Raw genomic sequence first — 24308 nt, 5'->3', positions numbered from 1 at the left:
TTTATTGAATATTAAATAAATAACCTAATACGGAAAAATTATGTTCCTTAAGAAAAGAATATTAGCCATTTTAGTTGTAAGTAGTTTATTAGTTGCTTGTGGCGGGGGCGGTGGTGCATCTACTGGAAATGATAATAATGAGATTGTTGAAAAAGATGTTTCGGTAAAAGCGATTAAAGAAATATCATTTCGTCCAGAATTATCAGAGTATTCAGAAAGTCTAGATAAAATTATTGCGTATGATCAATCTCTAGCGACTTTAAATATTGTAAGTAGATTGACAGGTGTTACAGTTAGAATTCCTTTATCTGATTCTGCTGAAGTAATTAAGTTAAGTCCAAATGGTAAAAAAGCAATTGTTATTCACCCAAATCACATATCATATATTGATCTAGAAAAAGGTCAATTGCTTAAAATTTTCCCAAATGAAGGACCATATACTGATGGGTTTCTTACAGATCAAGGAATTGGGTTCTTTTTGGGTATTAAAGATAGCCAAGCTTTTAGTAATGGTGTCGTGAAGCTTAATTTAAATACTGGTGTTAAAGAACTTCAATTAAATTCTAATAATTTTGGATTCTTTTCTGAATTAAAAGGCATTTATTCAGAAAAAAACAATAAAATTATTTTTACATACTTTGGTATTAGCCCAAGAGATTTAATTAGTATAGCTCTTGATAAGAGCTCTACGAATGCAATCTCAACCAAGGATTCCCCATATCATGGCGATTATCCAATTGGCGGTAAGTTATTCTTTGACCAAAAACATGAGTATGTTTACACCAGTGAAGGAACATATTTCTATACGGAAAACTTGAACTACGGTGGAAAAATAAAAATGTTGCAAGATACATTTATTATTTCATTGATTCAAGATAAGTCTGTTAGTGACTTAAGAGTATTGCCAGCCGTATATGGGACTTGGGAGCAGGAGTTGTACTCTTATATACCTGGTTATTTGAAATATTCAGGTTATGGTTATGGCGTAGTCACACCTTATAATTTACCTGAGATTAATGGTTTTCAAAGTTATGGCATAAAATTATTCCAAACAGCAGATAATAAAACATTAGCACTGGTTCAGATCGGTTCTAGTTTACCTTACGCTGCTAATTTAAAATATTATATTTTAACTTTGCAAGATTGATATTAAGTATATAAGCCTATAGGTACATCTTATAGGCTTTCTGTCACAGTCTTTTCATTTTTCATTCACTAAAATGTCATTAATAGGATTTAAGGTAAATCTAGCCATAAGGAGCTTTCATTATGCTAGAAAAACTAAATCAATATCGTCAGACATTGACTTTACCTTTACGCCACAAACCAGCTCAAAATCAATTCCGTTTTGAATGGGTGGATAACTTAAAAGAATTACAAGAAGTACAACGTTTTAGAGCAACACAATTTGCTCATCAATTTGGTATGTCATTTGAAGATGGTTTAGATCAGGATCTTTACGATTTTGGTTGTGAACACGCCGTGCTACGTGAGAAGTGGACCGGTGAGATTGTTGCTTATACGCGCCTTAAATTGTTCCAAGGCCATGAAATTAGCCAGAGCTATAGTGCAAAAGAGTTTGAAATAGTCCCTCAGTTATCACATTTACCGAATGTTCTCGAAATTGGGCGTACCTGTGTACATCCCCGTTTTCGCTCAGGTAAAGCATTGTCGATGTTATGGTTGAATTTAGCCCCAAAAGTACTTTGGTCAATGCGTGCAAAATACTTGATGGGTTGCGTCAGCATTCATCTAGAAGACAATTTGGCTCGTACTTATTACACACATCGCCAGATTCAACAGTTGGCAAATCATCAAACCATCGATATTCGTTCAAAGCGTGCATTTGAGCCAGTACGTCCTGATTTCAGTTTCCCTCAAGATGAGCGTATGCCGAAACTGTTCCAAACTTATTTGGGGATGCAGTCAAAACTATCTAAAGAAGCATTCTATGATGAGCATTTTAAATGTTTAGATTATTTTGTTTTTTTAGAAGTAAATAAGATTGCTACCTCTTTTGTAATGAATAAGATGGTGCAACGATAAGCATATATCGTTCTCAATCCTATAGTGAGCACATATTGAGATTTACAATACATCGAAACCTCATGCACAATAGGCGAAGATGTTAAAAAGATTATAGATATGTGCCAGCTATTAGGAATGAATTGCGCTACCCCAACAGATATTACCTTCTCTTTTCGTGGTTTTTCTCAACGAGCAGGTGTGACGTCTGATCACTGTGATGGGTTCGGGATAGCATTCTTTGAAGATAAAGCTTGTCGCTTATTTGTCGATAATCAATCAGCTGTTGAATCCCCAATTGCAGACTTAGTGCGTAATTATCCAATCAAGTCTCGTAATGTCATCGCACATATCAGAAAAGCGACGCAGGGTAAGATTACTTTAGAAAATTCTCATCCATTTCTGCGAGAGTTATGGGGGAGACATTGGATTTTCGCACATAATGGTGATTTACATAATTTTGATCCAAAATTAAGTGGTCGCTTTGAACCTGTTGGTAATACTGATAGTGAACTCGCTTTTTGCTTTTTGCTTGATCAATTGGTTGAGGAGTTTGGCTACACTGAGCCGAGCTTGGAGCAAATATTTTCTTTATTAGAACGTATCTCACCGCAAGTAGCTGAGCATGGAACTTTTAACTTCTGTTTGTCGAATGGCAAAGCTTTATTTAGTTATGCGACAACGAAGCTACATTGGTTAGTACGGGAATATCCTTTTCAGCATGCACATCTCATTGATTTAGACGTTGAGGTCGACTTTAGTGAAGTGACAACACCTGAAGACAGAGTTGCTGTCATCACGACAGAACCTTTAACGCATAATGAAGCATGGACAGCGTATCAGCCAGGTGAAATGATTTTATTTCAAGATGGTAAATCAATAAAACACGCTTTAACTCATATTGAGCGACTTGTAAGAGAAGCTGAAAACCCTTCATTAAAAAGAGTGACAAAAGCTGATCAATATTAATTTCAATATAACTCTAATTAATAGTCTGTATACTATTTTCTTATGCTACTAAAGTTGTATTTTTTATACATATTTCAATAAAATTAAAGAGATAATTTTTCTTGTTGGTTAAAAAATACTTGAGTGTTTTGATTGGTTAAAATATTTAAATAAATATAAAACAATAGGTTAATTTATTTTAATTGGAAATACTTAAAATCTGACGAAAACGCTGTGTTTTTATTTACTCACTTTGTAGATATTATGCTCTTATTCAATAAAAAGTGTTGGTTTGGGGTTCGATATGGGTATGAAGTGGTCTGTCGAATATAATACAGGAATCGAGGTTATTGATGATCAACATCGACGTATTCTAGATTATATTAATGAAATTGCTGATTTAAAGCACTCCAATGATCGTATGAAAATGAAAAGTGTTTTAGACAATATTATTGACTATACTCAGTCTCACTTTACTTTTGAAGAAAGTCTTCAAGAAGAGGCAAACTACAAATATCGCGTTCCACATAAACGTGTTCATGACTTATTTATCAAGAAGATAGAGACATATCGTGAGCGTTTTGAATTAGGACATAACATTGATACTGAATTGCATGAAGTATTATCAAAATGGTTGATTAATCATATCCGTCATGATGATGCTGATTATGTAGGTGCAGTCAAAGAAAATATGATGGGTATTATTAAAGAAAATGAAAAGAAAAAAGGGAAGAATTGGTTTTCTAGATTTTTCTCATAATAATAAGAGAATAAAAAAATAATAAAAAAGATCCTCTATTAAATAAAAATAATACGATAGGCATGAGTGAGAAATAGAGGGTCGAATAAACATTATAATAATTAGTGCGCGGCAAACCATCTGAAATGATGGTTTGCCTTTTTATTTCGACATCTTTTGTTTTGATTTTCATGCTTGAGAAAGGCAAAATACATTGAATATTTCATTGCAAACACCATATAGCGCAATGAGTTCAAAGATTTTTCAAGGAATGCATTATGCAGGACACAACTCTGTCACGCTGGCTCACTCCAGTGATGGCATTTTGCTTATCATTTGTCATGATCACTACACTAGCACCGACAGTAGGGATTCAAATTGATCGTCAGTTTGATTTTTGGTTGCTTTGGTTAGGTACGATGATTTTATTGGCACTGCCAATTGGATATTTAGAAATTGCATTAGCAAAACGCTCGAAGGTGACGGCTTTACAAGCATTATCGAGTCTGACACGAGATGCTGATGCTTCACCTAAATGGCGTATTGTTGGGTGGTTGGCGGTTGTGTTTGTTCCTTTTTTTGCTGGTAGTGTTTTAACGACCGCTACGCATTTGATCGGACAACAGTTCTCTTTAGATATTACGAGCCAAATTATTTTTGCAGCTTTAGCTGTTATTGCTGTGGGATTATCTTTTATTCCTCGTCAGTTTTTAATTGCTTTATCTGCACTTGGGGTACTTGCTGCGTTCGTTCTCGCAAATGTTATGGGAACACATCTACAAGCATGGCACTGGACTGGTGTTGAGTTTAAAGAGTGGGGCAATGCGACTGTTCTTGCGCTTGTAGCGACAGGTTTAGGTCTAGGGCTGTATTGGCAGACAAGCCTTGCTGATATTCAAAAACAAGATGCTGCGACATCTACAGCCTTACCTGTCTGGATTGCACAATTATTGGCTGTCATTGCTTTTGGATTCTTCTCTTTACAAGCACAAATTCCAGCACTTGTTTGGATATTTGCAGCTGTGTCGTCAGCAGCTTTATTGATTCAGTTTGTTAAAGAGCAATTGGCTCAGCGTCAATTGGCGATGGCTGTGCAATGGTTGATCATTCTCGCTGCAATTGCAGTTTGGGCTGTACCACAAGTTGAATCACTTTTTAATATTGCGCTTATGTTATGGGGACTTGTGATTTGTTTAATCTATGCCATTTTTGCTGGTTGGATTATGAAAATCAGTCATTTGCGTAAAGCGATGAATTTTAGTAATGAGTTGTTCTATAACTTATGGCGTATTGCGGTTCGTTTAGTATTGCCATTATCAATCGTTGTCGCAATTGTGGCAGTTATTGGACAAATCTTCTAATGGAATACAAACAGCAGCATGTATCGGTTGCATTCGCAACTGAACAGCAGCAATTTCATATTACTGTTGATTTCATGAATGGAATGACAGCATTAGATGCTATTCATAAAAGTGGAATCGCTGAGCAGGTCGCATTACCTGAGCCCTTACAGTTGGGTATTTTTGGAAGCAAGATCGACGTGGATACTGTTCTCAATGCAGGTGATCGTGTTGAAATCTATCGTGCATTAACAATTAATCCAAAAGATATTCGGCGAAAACGTGCTGCAAAGAATCCTGTAGGAAGATTTGCCAAGGGCAATCGTTTTAGACCATCAAGTTCATAAATAAAACCCCTCATGATCGATTTAATGAGGGGTTTCTTTTTATGTGAAAGTGGTTATAGTGGGGGCGCAGTCAAAATGGCTTCTTTTGATGCTGGTAAACCAGGTTGTGATTCTGGAATAGTATCTAAACCTTCGATGCGTTCTACGATGCCATTTCCATCAAAATAAACTTTTAAATGTTGACCATGCGCTGCTGGTATTTTTGCTTTTTTAGCATAAGTACCTGGAATGTAGTTATAAATGTAGTCCCAACGCAGTGGATTCAAAGGATCTGTTACAGTTGGACTACCAAGTAAGAAACGTACTTGTTGAAAGCTCATGCCTACTTGTACTTGAGATGCTTGTGCTTTGGTTAATGGAGTTCCCTGTGGAATATCGACTTTATACACACCAAAGACTGAACAACCGCTAAGTACTGAAGTGACGAATAACGTCAGCATGATTTTTTGCATTTTGCTACACTATCCTGATAAATGATGATGCATTTGGTTCAAGGATAGATCATACTGCATCTAAACTCTATTGCCTATTCCAACTTAAGATTTGTTGAGAGACCTTTTTTCATGCCTATTTCCAATCAAGACTTACGCAAAGCTGGACTTAAAGTTACCCTTCCTCGTATTAAGATTTTGGAATTATTAGAAAATTCAAAACAACATCATTTAAGTGCAGAAGATATTTATAAAACTTTGCTTGAGCAAGGTGAAGATGTTGGCTTAGCTACGGTTTATCGTGTTTTAACACAATTTGAAGCTGCAGGTATTATTCAGCGCCATCACTTTGAAAATAATCACTCTGTATTTGAGATCATGCAAGAAGATCATCACGATCATTTAGTTTGCTTGAATTGTAATAAAGTTGTTGAATTTACTAATGATATTATCGAGAAAGAGCAACATGCTGTAGCAGATCAACATGGATTTGCACTAACTGGACACTCTTTAAATTTATATGGCTACTGTAATGATCCAGAATGCCAAGAAGCTTATCGTAAAAAATAAGTGCGAATTATGCTTTATTTTCTTGTTCACTAAAAATGAACAAATAAAAAAGGAAGGTTACAAAAAACCTTCCTTTTTTTATGGGCTTAGCGCTAATTATTGGCCATCAAATGTAATGTTTTTACTTGCGCTCAATAATTGGTCTGAACCTTCTTCAGATAACTTAATGGTTAAACGTAAGTCATTTGGAGAATCTGCATGTTTAAGCGCATCTTTATAGGTAATTTCACCTGCTTTATAAAGATCAAACAACGCTTGGTCGAAGGTTTGCATACCTAGCTCACGCGAGCGTTTCATTAGATCCTTAATCTCATGAATTTCACCTTTGCGGATGTAATCTGCAAGGAGTGGAGTATTAATTAAAATTTCAATTGCAGCGCGACGTGAATTACCATCAGGCGTTGGGATAAGTTGCTGCGCAACTAACGCGCGTAGGTTTAGAGACAAGTCCATGTAAAGTTGGCTATGACGGTCTGCTTCAAAGAAGTGAATAATACGATCTAATGCTTGGTTGGCATTGTTCGCATGTAATGTTGCAAGCACTAAGTGTCCCGTTTCAGCGAAAGCAATAGCATAGTCCATAGTCTCACGAGAACGAATCTCACCGATTAGAATCACATCAGGAGCTTGACGTAAGGTGTTCTTCAGTGCGACTTCAAATGAATCTGTGTCGATACCGACTTCACGCTGTGTGATGATACAGCCTGCATGTTGGTGTACAAATTCAATTGGATCTTCGATAGTAATGATATGGCCTTTTGAATTATGGTTACGGAAGCCAATCATTGATGCTAAAGAGGTTGATTTACCCGTACCTGTCGCGCCGACAAAAATAATGATACCGCGTTTGGTCATTGCCAGTTCTTTAAGAACTTCAGGTAATTTTAAATCTTCCATGCTTGGGATGTGCGTTTCAATTTTACGCAAAATCATGCCAGGCATATCACGTTGCTGAAATGCACTCACACGGAAACGTGCAGTTTTTTCACGGTTGGTAATGGCAAAGTTACATTCACGAGTTTCTGCAAACTCTTTACGTTGCTTATCAGTCATTACTGACTGAATAAGTTGACCAACAATTTCCCCAGACAATTTAGTTTTTGATACAGGTACGATCTGACCATTAATTTTCATTGATGGTTCAACATCAGCAGTGACAAATAAGTCAGATGCATTTTGCTGAATCATCAAATTGAGTAAATCATTAAAGTCCATGATATTTCTCTAATCCATTTATTTTTATAGGAATGATTCAGGTTGTTTAGCAACAGTACGGGCTGTTTGAGGGCTAATTAATCCCTTAGAAACTAAGGTTTTCAGGCTTTGATCTAGCGTTGTCATACCATAGTTAGCACCCGTCTGAATCGCTGAGTACATTTGTGCAACTTTGTTTTCACGTACAAGGTTACGAATCGCAGGAATACCAATCATAATCTCATGTGCAGCAACACGACCGCCGCCATTTTTCTTCAATAGTGTTTGAGAAATAACGGCTTGTAGCGATTCTGACAACATGGCACGTACCATGTCTTTTTCTTCAGCAGGGAATACGTCGATCACACGGTCAATCGTTTTTGCTGCTGAGGTGGTATGTAGCGTTCCAAATACTAAGTGACCTGTTTCGGCTGCAGTTAGAGCGAGGCGGATGGTCTCTAAGTCACGCATCTCACCGACCAAGATAATATCAGGGTCTTCACGGAGCGCTGAACGAAGTGCTTCGTTGAATCCATGTGTATCACGATGGACTTCACGTTGGTTAATCAAACATTTTTTTGATTGGTGTACAAATTCGATTGGGTCTTCGACAGTTAAGATATGGTCATAGCGATTTTCATTAATATAGTCGATCATCGCAGCCAAGGTGGTTGATTTACCCGAACCTGTTGGACCTGTTACAAGTACAATTCCACGTGGATAGTCACAAATTTCTTTGAAAATTGATCCCAGTCCTAAATCTTCCATCGTTAAAACTTTTGAAGGAATGGTACGGAATACCGCACCAGCACCGCGGTTTTGGTTGAATGCATTCACACGGAAACGAGCGATATTAGGTACTTCAAATGAAAAGTCTGTTTCTAGATCTTCTTCAAAATCACGACGTTGTTTGTCATTCATAATGTCATACACCAAACGGTGTACATCTTTATGTTCTAATGCAGGTAAGTTAATACGACGAACTTCACCATCTACACGAATCATAGGCGGCATACCCGCAGAAAGGTGTAAATCTGAAGCACCGTTTTTTACTGAAAAGGCGAGTAATTCTGTAATATCCATAATTTCCCCGAAACAATCAAAAATGTCTCATTATTTTGTAGAATAATATACGGCTTTCATTCTAGCTTACCAACACCTTATAGAATGCGAACGCAAAAAAAGATTTCATAAATGAGAACTGTGTCAATGAATCAATCGGAACAATCCCGCCAATCTGTTTTAAGTCAAATTGAACAAGCTTGTCAGCAAGCCCAACGTGATCCTGCAACAGTACAATTGTTAGCCGTATCAAAGACACATCCAAGTTTAGCGCTTAGAGAAATGTATGCCATTGGACAGCGTAGTTTTGGTGAGAACTATTTACAAGAAGCACTGACCAAAATAGAAGAGTTACAAGATTTAGAGGTCGAATGGCATTTTATTGGACATGTGCAGCGCAATAAAACCAAACATTTAGCTGAAAAATTTGACTGGGTACATGGGGTTGATCGTTTGATTATTGCGGAACGTTTATCGAGTCAGCGTTTAGAGTCGCAAACGCCATTAAATATTTGCCTACAAGTGAATATTGATGGGCAAGATTCCAAAGATGGTTGTCAGCCAGAAGAAGTTAGTGAGCTAGTTAAACAAATTAGCCGACTTCCAAATATCCGTTTACGTGGTTTGATGGTGATTCCTGCACCTGAAAATCATGCTGCATTTGCAGATGCTAAAGTCCTATTTGAGCAAGTAAAATCTCAACATGCACAGCCACAAGACTGGGATACTTTAAGTATGGGGATGTCTGCTGATTTAGATGCTGCAATTGCAGCTGGTTCAACGATGGTAAGAGTAGGGACGGCGCTATTTGGTACAAGAGATTATTCAACCAAAAGCTAAAATGATTATTTGCTGATATTCGCTTGAAAGTATGGTTAGAGATTTTCCAGAATTTCAACGAGTCTTACATAATCATGTAAGTTAGCATCAGCAATAAATGACTCAACTTCTGGAATAGGGTGAAAGAATATGGTTTTCATGCCAACGTCCTTTGCTCCTTGTATATCCGCTATTTGATTATCGCCTACAAAGATACAATTTTGTGGTGGTGTATCAAGCTGTGCAGAAGACAAGAGAAAAATTCTAGGATCAGGCTTCCGAAAGCCTATAGCCTCGGAAACAATGATACTAGAAAAGAATTCTGTCAGACCTAGGGTATAAAAATTATGTTCTTGAAAAGGTGTTCTACCATTAGAAATTAAGCCAATTAAATATCCTTGCTGTTTTAATTGGGTCATCGTTTTTTCAATATGTTCAAAGCAACATGAAAATTTATTAAAATCATTTATATAGCTTTCTAATAGGATATCTCTTGAAACATGATCAATTGAAAACTCGTGAGTGAGTTGTTTATAAACACGATCTTTCCAAACTTTGCCATTATCATCAAGTTCAAGAAATCGCTGAATGAATAGCTCCTTTTTCATAGTAGGAACTAATTGAAAAAAATTGATCTGCCAACTTAAGAATTTTATTAAGGAGGTTGTTCTATCCAGTATGGTTTGATCAAGATCAAAGATAACGGCTTTCTTTTGATTCATTAGAGTTCGGTATTGTGGTTATTCAAGCATCATAAAATTTACTCATAAATGATTTCAATCTGAAATAGTAACTAAATAAACTCTAAATCGTGTTCATCAATCGCTTCTTCAATTGAAGAGAACCATTTACAACGAATCTGAGGAGACTCTTCTAGTAATAACTCAATGGTCTGTTTCTTGAAATAAGCATGATCTTCATTTGAGGAAGAGGGACTGTAAAAGTTAGTGCATAGAACAGCATACTCTTTTGTTTCTAAGCAGTATAAGCAACCGTATTCCGCAATTTTTTGATTCGAAATACGGTTGAATATTGGTATTAATTGAAACGAATTATTTTGTTCCATCTTTTATTTTCCATATGAATTATTAAATCTATCCAATCACCTCAACCCGACTTGAACCTGAACCAATGGGTTGTACCTGAATCTGTACAGGAATCCGTTCATGCATTTCTTGAATATGGGAAATTAAAATCACTTTTCGGCCCTGACTTTGTAGTTGATCAAGCGCATTCATGACCATATGAAGCGAAGATGCATCGAGAGTCCCAAAGCCTTCATCAATAAATAAAGATTCGATTTTCATTGAACCAGAAGCCATATTGGCAATCGCTAAGGAAATTGCCAAGGCAGTCAGGAACGATTCACCACCAGACAATGAAGCCACAGAACGAGTTTCACCATCCATATCATGGTCGATAATGGCGAGACTCAGCGAATTATCCAAGCGCTTTAGTGTATAGCGTTGAGACAACATCGCTAATTGTTGGTTGGCATATTCAAGTAAAATATCGAGATTGTATTGTTGAGCTAAATCTCGGAACTGTTTGCCATCACGTTTTCCAATTAATTCTGATATTTTGCTCCAGCGATGTTCTTGCTGTTGAACCTGCTGGATTTGCTCGGCAAATTGTTTTTGTTTCTCAATGCTAAGCTGATGTAACTCAAGTTGAACTTTTAATTGATCTCGCTGATCTGTTGCTTGCTGCAAAACTTCTTGATTGGTATTTATCAATTCAGTGAGTTGTTCAACCTGAATATTCGGTTCTGATTGAAGATGTGTATTCAACTGTTCTTGGATAGTTCTTAGTGCAGAATTTGCTTCACTGAGCGTACGATCTGCTTGCTGTATTGCACTCCGAATCTGCTGTTCTTGGGCTGATGAAATCGAAACTAATTCGTTCAATTGATCTTCTATAAAATTCGGATGTTGAGCTAACCAACTGTTAATTTCAGTTTTACATTGCTCCAAAGACGCATGATTCTGTTGCTGTTGTGATTTGAGTGGTTCGAGTACATTTTTCTGTTGCTCAAAATTTTGGCGAGCCTGTTCAAAACTCTGCTTTAACTGCTGATATTGGTTTTGTAATTGCTGACGTTGTTGATCATGCTGTTGTAACCATTCATTGGCTTTGATTTTAGTTGAACCTGTCATGGCCAAGATTAGTTGATTGGCAGCATCAGTATTTTGTTTGCCTTTAATTTCGATGTCTTTTAGCTGCTGTGTACATTCAACTTGTTGAGTGGTAAGTCCTGCCAAATTGCTCTTTAATAAAATTAGCTGCTGATCGAATTGGTCTTTCTGTTTGGTGAGTGATTCCGCATGTTCTATTTGTTGGCTGCGTTGCTGCAATGCTTGTAAGACTTGTTGTGAGAATGACACGCCTTGCTTAGACCAAGCCGTTTTATCGTCTGTATTGAGACAGTCCACGATATGCTGAATCTGTTGTTGTAAGTGCTGTACGGTCTCAAGTTGATGACGGGTATTCTGAATATTTTGATTGAGCGTATGCTGATCTTTATTGGCTTGGTTAAATTGTTGTAATTCCTTTTCAAGCTGTTGTTGAGCCTGCGTAGATTCTAAAAACAATGTTTGCATCTTATTCGTGATGTCATGCTCACTGAGATCGAAATCGAGTTGAATATTCGTCTGTGATACATGCTGTTGTAACACCTGATCATGTGTTTTTAATTTTTCATTCAACTGCTGTAACTGTCGTTGCAATTGAGTTTGTTCAGTATGGCTTTGGGTGAATTGTTGTTGTGTTTTTTGCCAAAGCTGGAAAAGCTGTTGTTCTTGTTGAGTTGCTTGTTGTTCTTGTTGTTGCTGTAGTTCATACAGCGCTTTAGAGATTTGGCTTTCATCATCACGATAAGGATGCTCGGTACTGCCACAGACTAGACAGGCTTCGCCGTGTTTGAGTTCAGCACGTAGATGTTCAATATTTTCAGCATGCAGTATACGTTGTTGTTGCAAAACCTGTTGTAGTTTCTCACGTTCAGTTTTAGCAGCATGATAATCTTGCTCAGTTTTTTTGCTGCGTTGTTCTAGCTGTTGAGATTGTGTTTGTATAGCGTCAAATTTGTTTTGCGAGGTAAGCACCTCATTTTTTAATTCAAAATAATGATGAAGTTTTTGTTGAATTACATCCAATTGATTAAGGCGAAGCTGTTGAGCTTCTTTTAATTTCGACTGTTGCTCAATACGCTGTTCAATGTGTTGGGTTGAGCCAAATTGCGCGATTAAACTGTCGAATGTATTTCGATCTTGCTCAAGTTTCGCTTGTGCTTGTTGAATAGAACCGAGCGCATTTTCTACTTTTTGATATTGCTGAATAAATTGCTTGAGTTGTTGAATATGGGCATTTAAACCTTTATCTAAAGGCGCGTATTGAGCACTGTATTTTAACTGTTCTAAGCAAGTCGTATGTTGCGCACCCAAGTTTTGGATGCTTTGTTCAAGCTGTTGTTGTTGCTCAATGAGTGGCTGCTGCTGGCTTTCCAGTTGAGTCAGTCGAGTTTTAGTTTTTTTATATTCTTCAGCAATATAGTCACGTTCTTGCACAAACTTGCGTACTTGTGTCAGTTCAGTTTGATGCTTTTGCTCGAAATTTTGAAACTGATTGAGTGTTGTTTCTGCTTGGGTATAAAGCGTTTTTTGCTGCTCAAATTGAGTGGTTAAAACACTAAACTCATTCAGCTTTTGTTGAATCTGTGGTGTGAGTTGTTGTAGTTTTTTTTGGAGCTGTTGCTGTTGAAATACAATAGGGCGTATCTCAGCAAACTGTTCTAATTGACCCAGTAATTGGCGATCTTTGGCAATGGTTTCTTGTGCTTTAAGTTGCTGATCAAACTGTTGTTGTTTTAATCCAATTTCATTGTTGATTTTATCTCGTTGCTCAAACCATTGCTGTTGTTGTTTGAATTGATTTTTTTCATTTTCCAAACTTTTAGTTTGTTCTTGAAGGTGTTGGAATTGCTTTTGTAGCTCAGCAAGTTCTTCATCAGAACGAATTTCAATATGACCTAACACATTTTCCAATTGCTTTCGTTGATCAGCGATTTCTTTGGTTTTGATATAAGCGAGTTGTCCAATCTTGGCGAAAATACTGGAGTTGGTGAGATATTCTAATAATTCACCACGTTCATTATCACGAGCTTTTAAAAATGCGGTTACTTCGGATTGCGCGAGTAAAACGGCACGGGTGAATTGTTCAAAACTAAGTTGGGTAATGTGTTGAATATGGGTTTCTACAGCTTTGGTTTTATCTGCAATAACCACACCATCAGTCAGGCATTTTAATGACCGTTGTACACTTTGTAGTTTGCCATTTGGGTTTTCACGGGCACGTTTAATTTCCCAACGTGCTTGATAATGTTTTTGATCCTGAGCAACAAAACACAGTTCAGCAAAACCATGTCCCGTCCCACGACGTAATACCGTCAAAGGGGAATTGGTCAGTAGCTCTGAACCATCAACATCGACCAGTTTGCCATCGCTCGATTTAAGACGAGGAATTTGATTGAACAAAGCTAAACACATCGCATCAAGTAGTGTAGATTTACCTGCGCCCGTTTTGCCGACGATGGCAATTAAACCAGCACTTGCCAGTGGGTCGCTTTCAAAATCAATAAAATGTTCACCTGCAAGTGATGCCAAATTTTTAAGTCGAATCGATAAAATTTTCACGGCAAATCCTTAAACAGTCTGATCATCTTCAAGTTGTTTTTGTGCTTCAGCAACGAGGCTTATAAAGTCTTTGATCACTTCACTATCGTTGTCATATCCTTTTTTCTCCCAAATTTGTTGGAAAAGCTTTTCAGGTGTTGGCGGTTCTAAATTGACACTTTGCTTAGTTTCAGTTGAGTTTTCAGTAGACAAATACTGTCTTGAAATGCGTACCAAGCGATAACGATCTTTAGGTAGCGCATCTTCAAACTGTTGTCTTAAATTGGGTTGTGGTGGCGTAGCGGTGTGGTATTCGATATCGACATATTCACGATGGTCAATGTTTTCGATGGGGTCTTTGGGCAAGTTTTTAAGACGCTGCATGACTTCATTTAATTCGCCTTTGATTTTATGCAACTGAATTGATCGTGGAATCGCAATGGCGTCAAAAGAAAATTTATTTTCAACATTTGCTGAGTCAATTGTGACATCAACTACTTGGTGCTTGTAGTTGATTTCACTAAATGAAAGTGGGATCGGTGAGCCGCTATAGCGAATATGCGGATGTTGAACTTTCTGTGGTTTATGCAAATGCCCAAGTGCCACATAATCAATACTGTCGTCGAATAAAGTAGTCGAAAGTGCTTCTTCATTGCCAATAATAATTGGTCGCTCTGAATCAGAGGTTTCTCCACCTTGCATATGTGCATGTGACATTAAAATTAGTGCTTGGTCATCGGTTTTACGACGTTTAGCTTCTTCGATTAATTGTTGATGTAAATAAGCAATCGCATTTTGGCTGTTGGTGGTGTGTTCATTAAACCCAGTGATTTCTGCTGAACGCAAGAAAGGTAGGGCAATACACCATGCCACAATCTGTTTTTGCTCATCATAAATTGGTAAAATTAAACGCTCCAAGTCGAGGCTTTTGTCTTGATTCCAACGAATCACTCCGACGGTTTTGGCATTATATTTTTCTAATAAAGGCTCAACTTGTTCGATGCGATAACCTGAGTCATGATTACCTGCAATCATTAAAGTTTGCATTTGTGGCGCAAGATCATGCGCATCTGCGAGAAATTGATAAAGTTGTTTTTGTGCTTGTGAGCTGGGATTGATGACATCAAAAATATCACCCGCGATCAATAGCGCATGTGGTTGTTTTATTTTGATCTGTTCCAGTAACCATGCAAGAAATTGTTCATGTTCATATTGGCGTGAGTGGTTATAAAAAAACTGTCCCAAATGCCAGTCAGACGTATGAAAAAAACGCACAGTCATGAAATAGAAAATCCCTATTTTTGAATAGGGATAAGGTAGCATAAATTGGTACTTAAAATAGGATCGTATTATCTGAATGTGTGAGGGAAGATCAAAACCATAAAAGTAAAAGCCCCAAATTATTTACATAATTTAGGGCATTTTGCTGTCAGATTAATGATGCATATCACTTTCCATTTTCCACGGTAAAGTGCTTGGTGAAATATGCAAGAAGTGAAGATATTTCTCAAACTGATTTAAAATATCATTGATGAGAGAGCTTTGATCAAAACCATACACATCATATGCCCGACCACCACGAAGTAAGAAAACCTCAGCGCGATAATATTTTTCTTGATCAGCGTATTCCTTACGCTTCAAGTCTTTCATGTAGCTTGGAATCGTATATTCACACATCCTAATCTCGTAGATAAATTCAACATTATCGAGTTCGGATAGTCTGAGTTGTACTCGGGTATTGACTTCATCGTAAATCACTTCAAATGGCCAATCTTTGTCTTGGAAACCTTGTTTTACTGCTTCCATACTTTGATAAGCCGTCGTTGCGATAAATTGGCTCACTTGTTGCTGAGTTGGGAACGTTACAAGACAGTGTAGACGACGTTGAATTAAGGATTCTGTATCATCACTTTTTTCAGGGGCGTGTTGGGTTGGTTGATGGTGAGTTAAGCTTGCATTGCGATGTTGTTCAATCACCAAGGCTCGGCACATTCCAATAATTGCAATCAACATAATGATGGTAAAGGGCAGCGCACTGACAATAGAGGCCGTTTGTAAAGCCGTTAAACCACCAGCAAGTAGTAATGCTGAAGCAATTAATCCTTGTGTGGTCGACCAGAAGATACGTTGCCAAATCGGAGTATCTGTTACTCCGCCAGAGGCAAGGGAATCAATCACTAATGAGCCTGAATCTGCTGAGGTTACGAAGAACGTAATAATTAAAATAACACTGAGAAAGGATAATAAAGACGTGAGTGGCAAATGTTCATAGAGCTTAAATAAGGCAATTGCTTTATCTTGTTGAACATCTTGCACCAGTGAGCGATAACCCTCGACCATAATCATATGCAGAGCGGTATCACCGAAGACTGAAAACCATAAGAACGTGAAAAAGGTTGGAATGAGCATAATACCGACAATAAACTGTCGAATGGTTCGTCCACGACTAATTTTCGCAATAAAGATACCAACAAATGGTGCCCATGAAATCGTCCAGCCAAAGATGAATAAAGTCCAGTTTCCGATCCAGTCATTTGATGTATAAGCTTGTAAACTAAAAGTTCGTTCAACTAAATTACTGAGATAGCTTCCTGTATTTTCAACAAATGTTTGTAAAATAAATAAGGTTGGGCCAACAATAAATACAAACAACATGAGCGCAACAGCAAGTCCAATATTAATAATGGAGAGTCGCTTAATGCCTTTATCCATACCTGCAACAACGGAAAAAGTTGCCAACAGCGTGATAATTAAAATGGTTGCAATCTGCACAGGCGTGCTAATTGGAATAGAAGGGAATAAGTAATTCATCCCCGTATTAATTTGCGTTACAGATAATCCTAAGGTTGTAGCTATCCCGAATAAAGTTCCTAAAATTGCAAAGGTATCAACGGTATGTCCCATCCAGCCGTTAATGCGATTTCCAATTAAGGGAAATAGCGTTGAGCGCATTGCCAGTGGTAAACCATGACGAAAAGTGAAATAGGCAAGTGATAAGCCAACTACGCCATAGATTGCCCAGATATGGAAACCCCAATGGAAATAGGCGATTTGCATGGCTTGTTTGGCGGCATCTACGCTTTCTGGTGTCCCTTGAGGTGGCTGACTAAAATGCAAAACAGGTTCGGCCACCCCAAAGAATAAAAGCGCAATACCATAACCTGCTGAAAATAGCATCGCGAACCATGATAAAAAACTATATTCTGGCTCAGCGTGATCAGGGCCTAATCTGATATTTCCCCAGCTACTCATTGCGATCCCAACAATAAAAATAAGAAATGTTGCGACGGCTAACATGTAGAACCAGCCAAAAGTATGGGTTACATAGTTAAGAACTTCTGAGAAAAATTGACCTGCTAATTCTGGATTACTGATTGTTCCAAATAGCACGAAGACAATGACGATAACGGCTGGAATAAAAACAGGAAGTAAGATTGCTGTTTTAAAAAATCCTTTTGTTTCTGTTGTGGAAGTCATACAAAACCTTTCCTTTCGATATTTTTCTTAAATTTTTTAAGTCGATAGAGGGTTCGTATAACATCATTGATAGATGATAATGCGTTTGAATCTATAAGAATAAGTGTGTGCTTTGCTCGACATCATTTTCTTCATATTGACTATAATAACGTCAAAATGATGATGCGACAAATCAGTGCACATGGTTGAAATGGTCAGGCGAAGTTAAAAGTTGATCCGTTTAGTTTGAGAATTCAGACATATTTTTATATTGATTTTATCGAGCTAAATTTTGAAAAGCTAAATTAAATCAGTATTTAATCAAGTTTCTGATTAAAAAAATTCACTGTTTATTCATTTTTCTAATCAATGCAAAAATACCTAAAATATGATGATTGAAATACTTTTAATTAAATCAAAAAAAGAGTTGTGTTTAAGCCAAAAAATCTACAAGACATACATTGAAGATATTTAAACCATCAATTAGTTTATTACCGAGATGATGATTACAAAGAGGAAAATAAAATGAGCTTAGGAAAAGTAAGCCGAGAAATAATGGGACATATTATGTTGATCGGCTTAGATCGGGTCGCAAAGCGTAATGCTTTTGACAGTCATATGATTGCCGACTTATCCCTTGCCTTAACTGAATATGAAAATAATCCTGAATTGCGTTGCGCCGTGATTTTTGCACATGGTGATCATTTCACGGCGGGTTTAGATCTGGTCGAATTACAACCGAAAATTCCACAAGGAATTTTTAATTTTGAGGAAGGTCAAGTAAATCCTTGGGGTGTGAGTGGACGACATAGAACGAAACCTATTGTTGTCGCCGTACAAGGCTTTTGTTATACCGCAGGCGTTGAATTATTGCTCAATGCTGATGTAGTGATTGCAAGTGAAGACACCATATTTGGACAGCTTGAAGTATTACGTGGAATTATGCCATTTGGTGGCGCGACGGTAAGATTTGTACAAGCAGCAGGCTGGCAAAAAGCGATGCCATATTTGTTAACGGGTAAAACCTTTGATACCCAAACAGCAGATAAACTTAATTTACTTTCGGAGATCGTTGAAAAAGGTAAACAGCTAGATCGCGCTATCGAGGTTGCTCAAGAAATTTGTATTGCCGCACCATTGGCAGTACAGGCCTTATTGGCATCAGCAACCGATGCTGTAACCGAAGGACAGATGTCTGCATTTCAGAAAATGGATAGTTATCTCAAACCGTTATTTTCATCTCAAGATGCCAAAGAGGGTGTAAGGGCTATGCTTGAAAGACGACTACCTGATTTTAAAGGAAAATGAAGTTTAAGTTTTTCTGATTGGTCATATAACATATTGGGATGACAGGTTTATTTGGCATTTTCATCGACCTCGCAAATCCCAAATACATTGTGATCCAAATCGACAAAATAGCCTTGCCAGCAACGATTTGGAATCGCAAATTTTGGCATAGCAACAGTACCGCCTAAATTTAAGATTTTATTTGCCGTTTCATCAAAGTTTTCAACTTGAATGGAGCAAGTAAAGGCATTGGTACCACATTCCATAGGTGGTATGGCAACAGGACGTTGTAATAGACCACCGTGAATTCCAGATGTTTCGATACGGTAATATTCAATTGGAAGCCCCTCAGTTTTTTCGAAGTGCCAATCAAACACAGATTGATAAAAATGGATGTCACGCTTTGGATTTGAAGACTGAATTTCAAAATAAATAAGATGATTCATATTTTTATCCTTGTTATTTTTGTTGATGATAAAAAATAAAAACCGACGATTCGAGTGATGAGAAATCGTCGGTCAAAATCTTTATTAAAGGTTTTGGCTGCTAACAAAACCTTTGCCAAAGATGGAGAGTCATAATGAAAGGTCACCGAAAAATATTGCGGATGCCGTGCAATGAACATTCGGTTGCTGCGACCTTGTACCCTATATAACGCTGCTCGATGAGGATTGGTTGACATAAAAATGAAAAAAAAGAGAAAAAAATTTATAATTATTTTTCAAAGCCGATTCTATTAGGTTTATCTTTATGATTTCATTGCGTTTGTACTATATTTGGTTTTTTATTATTTGTCTGCTTGCAACTTTGATAGCTGGTATCTTGGCTGCAATTTTACCGAATAGTGTAGGCGGTGTGTTAACAGCGATTCCTTATTTGATCGCGATAATTTTTGTTTTATTCAGATTTCTAAAAAAACAGCGTCGTGCGCCAACACCTCAAGAGAAAAAACGATTAACACTGGGCTTTACTTTGATCTTTTGGGGGTATAACGCTTGTGGTTTATTGCTTGGTTTATTTATCTTTGCACGTAAAGACCCTGAAATTTGGCAGAACTTTTTATTGTATTTAAAACAACCTGCATTTTTATTGACAGTTTTAGCCATGTGGTTCGTCATTGCCGTTCCATTATTTCTGATTACTTTTTGGTTTTATGGTCCACAAGCCCAACGAATGGCGAACAAGATGTTTAATACGCACTAAAAAAGTTCACTTGTAATTCACTTTTATTTTGCTAAGACTACAAATACACATAATTTTTGATAGGTCGTGAGATGCAAAAATTGACTGTATTGGTAACGGGAGCAAGTGGTTTTATTGGTTCTCATCTTTTAGCTTATTTATTGGAAAGACAATATAAAGTCATCGCATTGACGCGACAAAGGAATAAATCATCGGATCATCCTGATCTGTATTGGGTGAATCATTTTGAGCAAATAGAGACGACACAAATTGATTATGTTGTAAATCTGGCAGGGGAGAATATAGGCGCTAAGCGTTGGACTGAAAGTCGTAAACAACAGCTGATTGAAAGCCGTGTTGCAATGACGCAAAATCTGTATGAATGGCTAGATGTACATCAAATCTTCCCCAAGTGCATTATTTCTGGTTCTGCAATTGGTTATTACGGCATTGATCCAAATGAACAATGGGCGGTAAGTTGCGATGAAAATACACCGCCCCAAGCTATATTTATGTCTGAACTTTGCCAAAAATGGGAGCAAATGGCGCTCAAATTCACTGCACAAAACACCAAAATCATTCGTTTGGGGGTTGTGTTTGGTCATGGTGGAATTCTGCCGCAAATGTTACTGCCCATTCGGTTAAATACCGTGGGGCGAATTGCATCTGGAAGACAGCCGATTGTATGGATTCATATCCAAGATGTGCTTAGCGCAATCGAATTTTTATTCACATCTGATCAAGCACAAAAAGTCTATAATTTGGTTGCACCTGAGCAATCAAATCAGCAGCAATTTGTAAAAGTTGCGGCAAAAATTTTAAAGCGTAAGCCGCTACTGCCAATGCCTAAATGTATTTTTGAATTGATGTTAGGTGAACAGTCTCAATTGATTTTAAATGGTCAATTTGTTGAACCCAAAGCTTTGGTTGAGTATGGTTTTCAATTCCAATATCCAACACTTGAATCAGCCCTCAAAGACATTTTAGCTCGTCATCAATAATGTTTTTTCTAAGCGGCTAGGTGAATAGGCGCTGGAATTGACAATGGTATTTTGTTCTAAAATCAATTGGCGTAGTAAAAGGGCAGAGCCAGAACCCATACATAGTCCGTTGCGAAAATGTCCAAAGTTTGCCCAAAGGTTTTCGATATCAGGCATTTGACCAATATAAGGAATACCTTTAGGCGAGCTTGGACGTAGACCAGCCCAACGTTTTACAATTGGAAACTGCGCAAGTTCGGGCACCATTTCTAAGCAAGCGTCTAAAATATTCTGTTGCGTTTGCCTATCGGTACTTGTATTGAAACCAACTTCCGCCATGCTTGAGCCACATACGATATGCCCATCTTGGCGAGGAATCAGATACATCACACGATTCATGCACATGGTAGGTAACCAGTTTTCGGGTGTTTTGAATAACAACATTTGCCCTTGAACTGGATGAACTGGAATTTCTCGTTGCAGTTGTTCTAGCCAATGCTGACTCCATGCGCCTGAAGCCAGTACCACATGGTCTGCATAAAAACGCTGTCCATCATTGAGTTGTATGCCTTGTGCTTTATGATTTTGAATCAGTAGCTTTTCAATTGGACAATGTTCAAAAAATTGAACGAGGGGATGTTGTTTTAAATAGTGAATCAGTGATTGCAATAATCGTGGATTGCGTACATTGGATAGTTGTGGGAAATAAATCGCTTGTTGAAATTGTGCCGAAATATGCGGATTAACATGTTCTAATTTTTCTCTATTTAATAAATGAGCCTGTTGCATAGGTTCATTAAATTGAGTTGCATAATCAAGACCAACGTTAAAGTCTTCCTGATCGAAAATCAGCATACCTGTATCGTGGATTTGAAAGTCGATTCCTGTAATCGGCAGCAACTTTTCATTCCACTTTTGGTAGAGGGATTTACCATATTGAGCAAGTTGATTGACCTCTGGTGCATATCGCCAAGGGTACATCGGAGAAAGGATTCCTCCACCTGCCCAAGAAGCAGCTTGCCCCGCTTGCTGTTGATCAAAAATGTCGACTGAACAGCCTTGTTCAACAAGTTCTAATGCGGTCATTAATCCGCTGATACCCGCACCAATGATGGCAATATGCATGTTAACCAGTTTTATTTGCTTAATTTGGGTGAGCGCCCAAATTTGATCTAAATTAATAAGAATAAATACGGCGGAGTCTTGCCGAGTTCTCAATCTATTTTCTATGCTTAGCCTTCAGCTAGACTTACTTTGGTTTGCCCTGAGAAGCGTTTGAAGCTTCGTAAGAGCAAAGGCATTGTCATCCGCAAAACTCGTTGTTTACCATCAACTCGTTTAGTTAATCGCAGAAACATCATTCTTTTAATGTTGTCCTGTCTCAAACAATTGCGGATGACGTTTCCGAGTATCCAATTTCAGTATAAGGTTTTATACCAAAATCAGATCAATCATTTCATCTCTTTCAGTTTACGCGCTGCATCTTCAGCGAAATACGTCCAAATCCCATCAGCACCAGCACGACGGCAGCACATTAACGACTCTAGAATGACACTTTCAGATAACCAGCCATTTTGAATCGCACCCGCAAGCATGGCGTACTCACCACTGACTTGATAGATGAAAGTTGGCACACTAAAAGTATCTTTCACTTCACGGACAATATCTAAATAAGGCATACCTGGTTTGACGATCACCATGTCTGCACCTTCTTGAATATCAAGGGCGATTTCATGCAGTGCTTCTGCACGGTTGCCGACATCCATTTGGTAATTATATTTATTGCCGCCTTTTAGATTGCTGGCAGAACCAACTGCATCACGGAATGGACCGTAGAAACTTGAGGCATATTTAGCCGAATACGCCATGATATTGGTATAAATAAAACTATTTTGTTCAAGCGCTTGGCGAATTGCACCAATACGACCGTCCATCATATCACTTGGTGCAACGACATCTGCACCCGCGGCTGCATGGCTAAGTGCTTGCTTCACGAGGCATTCAACTGTTTCGTCATTGAGCACATAACCTGTCTCATCAATGATACCGTCCTGACCATGTGTTGTATAAGGATCAAGTGCACCATCAGTAATGAGTACCATTTCTGGCAATTCTTTTTTTAGTAAGCGACAGGTTGTTTGTACTAAACCATTTTCATCCCATGCCGCTTCCGCTGTTAGGCTTTTGTCTTCTTGTGGCGTGACTGGAAATAATGCAAGCTTTGATACACCCAGTTCCAGTAAGCTTTCTGCTTTTTTTAACAGCAAGTCAGCTGATAAGCGTTGCACATTTGGCATGCTTGGAATGTCTTGCGTTTGTTGCTGTCCCGGTAATACAAATACTGGATAAATCAGATGATTTGCTGTGAGTTGTGTTTCGCTGACCATGGCACGAAGTTGGTCATTTTTACGGATACGGCGCATGCGCGTCGCTGGGAAAGCTGGGCGATTGAACGTATAAGTCATAACAATCTCGATGTTCAGTATTACACTATATGAATAATTGAATCATTTAAGTCATGCTAGGGGAGAAAACTTAGCGGCTTAGATCAATTGAAAAACCTAGCTATTGTAGCCCCATATTTTAAAGTTTGTGCAAAATAATGGGGCATTTATCGTTCCCTTGGATGTTAGCAGCGTATGAATGATGTAAAGAGAAACTGGACTGGAAATATTCAATTAGGTGCAAAGGCAGATCATGACGTGGTCTTGAAGCAGCTTTGTAAAGCATTTAATGCCTGTCCTTTTTTTAAGTACAGTGGCATGGTCATGCGTGTCGTTGATGATCAGATCGAAGGATATTTTGAAATGCAGCCTGAGCTGGTAGGAAATGTCGCATTTCAAATTTTACATGGTGGAGTTGCTGCAACAATGTTAGATAGCATTGGTGGTGTTGTTGCAATGGAACAGCTCTATCGCCGTGCAACGCCTGAGGATTTACCTGATACCATCAAAAAAGTGTCACGTTTGGCGACAGTTGATATGCGTGTGGATTATCTTGCGCCGGGTCGTGGAAAATATTTTATTGCTCGAGCAGAAACTTTACGTTTAGGACGTAAAGGTTGCACGATGAGAATGACGATGGTCAATGATGAAGGGAAACCGATTGCCACAGCAATTGCTTCATATGCATTTTAAAAAATAGACCAATAATTAAAGCGTCTCAGACGCTTTTTTTATATTTGTATATAAGTTTTACCGAAAATAATTATCAAAATATAAGAATTGAACGCACCAGTTATTTTTTTTATTCTCGCTA

At 37.9% G+C, this 24308-nt stretch carries 23 protein-coding genes; 12 read left to right on the top strand and 11 right to left on the bottom strand.

Translation table 11 applies throughout. From position 1 onward, the window contains the following. The first annotated feature begins 40 nt into the window (after nucleotides 1-40). From ACF8D3_RS11430 to ACF8D3_RS11405, 6 genes are all read left to right on the top strand, one after another. Nucleotides 41-1147 carry a hypothetical protein gene (locus ACF8D3_RS11430; protein WP_392471596.1) on the top strand — a complete coding sequence of 369 codons (1107 nt, stop codon included), beginning with the start codon at nucleotides 41-43 and terminating at the stop codon, nucleotides 1145-1147. A 122-nt stretch (nucleotides 1148-1269) separates the two neighbouring features. Further along, nucleotides 1270-2046, top strand: a complete 777-nt coding sequence (locus ACF8D3_RS11425; RefSeq protein WP_023013951.1) for a GNAT family N-acetyltransferase — start codon at nucleotides 1270-1272, stop codon at nucleotides 2044-2046. A 99-nt stretch (nucleotides 2047-2145) separates the two neighbouring features. Continuing rightward, nucleotides 2146-2994 (top strand): class II glutamine amidotransferase, encoded by an 849-nt coding sequence (locus ACF8D3_RS11420; protein WP_007481247.1) that lies wholly within the window; start codon nucleotides 2146-2148, stop codon nucleotides 2992-2994. 283 nt (nucleotides 2995-3277) lie between these two features. After that, nucleotides 3278-3733 (top strand): bacteriohemerythrin, encoded by a 456-nt coding sequence (locus ACF8D3_RS11415; RefSeq protein WP_004881051.1) that lies wholly within the window; start codon nucleotides 3278-3280, stop codon nucleotides 3731-3733. A gap of 257 nt (nucleotides 3734-3990) precedes the next feature. After that, the gene (locus tag ACF8D3_RS11410) at nucleotides 3991-5073 is read left to right on the top strand and encodes a hypothetical protein (RefSeq protein ID WP_392471594.1); all 1083 of its coding nucleotides are present in this window, start codon (nucleotides 3991-3993) and stop codon (nucleotides 5071-5073) included. Further along, a complete protein-coding gene (locus tag ACF8D3_RS11405; RefSeq protein WP_392471592.1) occupies nucleotides 5073-5399 on the top strand; it encodes an RnfH family protein in 327 nt (108 codons plus the stop codon). Before ACF8D3_RS11410 ends, ACF8D3_RS11405 begins: the two co-directional genes overlap by 1 nt. A 53-nt stretch (nucleotides 5400-5452) precedes the next feature. Here the strand turns inward: ACF8D3_RS11405 and ACF8D3_RS11400 are convergent, their stop codons facing one another. Then, complete coding sequence (locus ACF8D3_RS11400) at nucleotides 5453-5851, bottom strand: outer membrane protein assembly factor BamE (protein WP_004881046.1); 399 nt, start codon at nucleotides 5849-5851, stop codon at nucleotides 5453-5455. 111 nt (nucleotides 5852-5962) lie between these two features. Between ACF8D3_RS11400 and fur the strand changes: the two genes are divergently transcribed. After that, nucleotides 5963-6400, top strand: coding sequence for a ferric iron uptake transcriptional regulator (gene fur, locus ACF8D3_RS11395; protein WP_023013954.1), 438 nt, complete (start codon nucleotides 5963-5965; stop codon nucleotides 6398-6400). A 96-nt stretch (nucleotides 6401-6496) separates the two neighbouring features. Here the strand turns inward: fur and ACF8D3_RS11390 are convergent, their stop codons facing one another. Continuing rightward, entirely contained in the window at nucleotides 6497-7615 is a 1119-nt protein-coding gene (locus tag ACF8D3_RS11390; protein WP_004881042.1) for a PilT/PilU family type 4a pilus ATPase, read from the bottom strand. A gap of 24 nt (nucleotides 7616-7639) precedes the next feature. Beyond that, the gene (locus ACF8D3_RS11385) at nucleotides 7640-8677 is read right to left on the bottom strand and encodes a type IV pilus twitching motility protein PilT (protein ID WP_004881041.1); all 1038 of its coding nucleotides are present in this window, start codon (nucleotides 8675-8677) and stop codon (nucleotides 7640-7642) included. Between the two features lie 126 nt (nucleotides 8678-8803). On the opposite strand from ACF8D3_RS11385, the gene ACF8D3_RS11380 reads away from it, so the two are divergent. Next, nucleotides 8804-9496: a YggS family pyridoxal phosphate-dependent enzyme gene (locus ACF8D3_RS11380; protein WP_392471591.1), complete on the top strand. Its 693-nt coding sequence runs from the start codon at nucleotides 8804-8806 to the stop codon at nucleotides 9494-9496. A gap of 35 nt (nucleotides 9497-9531) precedes the next feature. Here the strand turns inward: ACF8D3_RS11380 and ACF8D3_RS11375 are convergent, their stop codons facing one another. The 5 genes from ACF8D3_RS11375 to ACF8D3_RS11355 form a co-directional block, all read right to left on the bottom strand. Continuing rightward, nucleotides 9532-10197: an HAD family hydrolase gene (locus tag ACF8D3_RS11375; RefSeq protein WP_392471590.1), complete on the bottom strand. Its 666-nt coding sequence runs from the start codon at nucleotides 10195-10197 to the stop codon at nucleotides 9532-9534. A gap of 71 nt (nucleotides 10198-10268) precedes the next feature. Further along, nucleotides 10269-10541, bottom strand: a complete 273-nt coding sequence (locus tag ACF8D3_RS11370; RefSeq protein ID WP_023013959.1) for a hypothetical protein — start codon at nucleotides 10539-10541, stop codon at nucleotides 10269-10271. Between the two features lie 28 nt (nucleotides 10542-10569). After that, nucleotides 10570-14166, bottom strand: a complete 3597-nt coding sequence (locus tag ACF8D3_RS11365) for an AAA family ATPase (protein ID WP_392471588.1) — start codon at nucleotides 14164-14166, stop codon at nucleotides 10570-10572. A gap of 9 nt (nucleotides 14167-14175) precedes the next feature. Further along, nucleotides 14176-15426 carry an exonuclease SbcCD subunit D C-terminal domain-containing protein gene (locus tag ACF8D3_RS11360; protein WP_392471586.1) on the bottom strand — a complete coding sequence of 417 codons (1251 nt, stop codon included), beginning with the start codon at nucleotides 15424-15426 and terminating at the stop codon, nucleotides 14176-14178. 153 nt (nucleotides 15427-15579) lie between these two features. Further along, nucleotides 15580-17622 carry a BCCT family transporter gene (locus ACF8D3_RS11355; protein ID WP_392471585.1) on the bottom strand — a complete coding sequence of 681 codons (2043 nt, stop codon included), beginning with the start codon at nucleotides 17620-17622 and terminating at the stop codon, nucleotides 15580-15582. A gap of 504 nt (nucleotides 17623-18126) precedes the next feature. On the opposite strand from ACF8D3_RS11355, the gene ACF8D3_RS11350 reads away from it, so the two are divergent. Beyond that, a complete protein-coding gene (locus ACF8D3_RS11350) occupies nucleotides 18127-18909 on the top strand; it encodes a crotonase/enoyl-CoA hydratase family protein (protein ID WP_392471584.1) in 783 nt (260 codons plus the stop codon). 47 nt (nucleotides 18910-18956) lie between these two features. Here ACF8D3_RS11350 and ACF8D3_RS11345 read toward each other — a convergent pair whose 3' ends face one another. Continuing rightward, nucleotides 18957-19334 (bottom strand): VOC family protein, encoded by a 378-nt coding sequence (locus ACF8D3_RS11345; RefSeq protein ID WP_023013964.1) that lies wholly within the window; start codon nucleotides 19332-19334, stop codon nucleotides 18957-18959. A 304-nt stretch (nucleotides 19335-19638) separates the two neighbouring features. Between ACF8D3_RS11345 and ACF8D3_RS11340 the strand changes: the two genes are divergently transcribed. Together ACF8D3_RS11340 and ACF8D3_RS11335 are read left to right on the top strand one after the other, a co-directional pair. After that, the gene (locus ACF8D3_RS11340) at nucleotides 19639-20091 is read left to right on the top strand and encodes an ABZJ_00895 family protein (protein WP_004881025.1); all 453 of its coding nucleotides are present in this window, start codon (nucleotides 19639-19641) and stop codon (nucleotides 20089-20091) included. 71 nt (nucleotides 20092-20162) lie between these two features. Next, nucleotides 20163-21071, top strand: a complete 909-nt coding sequence (locus ACF8D3_RS11335; protein WP_392471583.1) for a TIGR01777 family oxidoreductase — start codon at nucleotides 20163-20165, stop codon at nucleotides 21069-21071. Here the strand turns inward: ACF8D3_RS11335 and thiO are convergent. Together thiO and hemB are read right to left on the bottom strand one after the other, a co-directional pair. After that, complete coding sequence (gene thiO, locus ACF8D3_RS11330; RefSeq protein ID WP_392471611.1) at nucleotides 21054-22175, bottom strand: glycine oxidase ThiO; 1122 nt, start codon at nucleotides 22173-22175, stop codon at nucleotides 21054-21056. The two genes, ACF8D3_RS11335 and thiO, sit on opposite strands and share 18 nt — an antisense overlap. Before the next feature lie 326 nt (nucleotides 22176-22501). Beyond that, nucleotides 22502-23515 (bottom strand): porphobilinogen synthase, encoded by a 1014-nt coding sequence (hemB, locus tag ACF8D3_RS11325; protein WP_392471581.1) that lies wholly within the window; start codon nucleotides 23513-23515, stop codon nucleotides 22502-22504. 174 nt (nucleotides 23516-23689) lie between these two features. Here hemB and ACF8D3_RS11320 point away from each other — a divergent pair, with 174 nt between their 5' ends. Next, on the top strand, nucleotides 23690-24187 hold the full coding sequence (locus tag ACF8D3_RS11320) for a thioesterase family protein (protein ID WP_007481271.1): 498 nt from the start codon (nucleotides 23690-23692) through the stop codon (nucleotides 24185-24187). Nucleotides 24188-24308: the final 121 nt, after the last annotated feature.

The organism is Acinetobacter sp. YQ_14 (genome assembly GCF_043102985.1).
In the GTDB taxonomy this organism is placed as follows: domain Bacteria; phylum Pseudomonadota; class Gammaproteobacteria; order Pseudomonadales; family Moraxellaceae; genus Acinetobacter; species Acinetobacter venetianus.
This window is presented reverse-complemented; position numbering and strand designations above follow the sequence as displayed.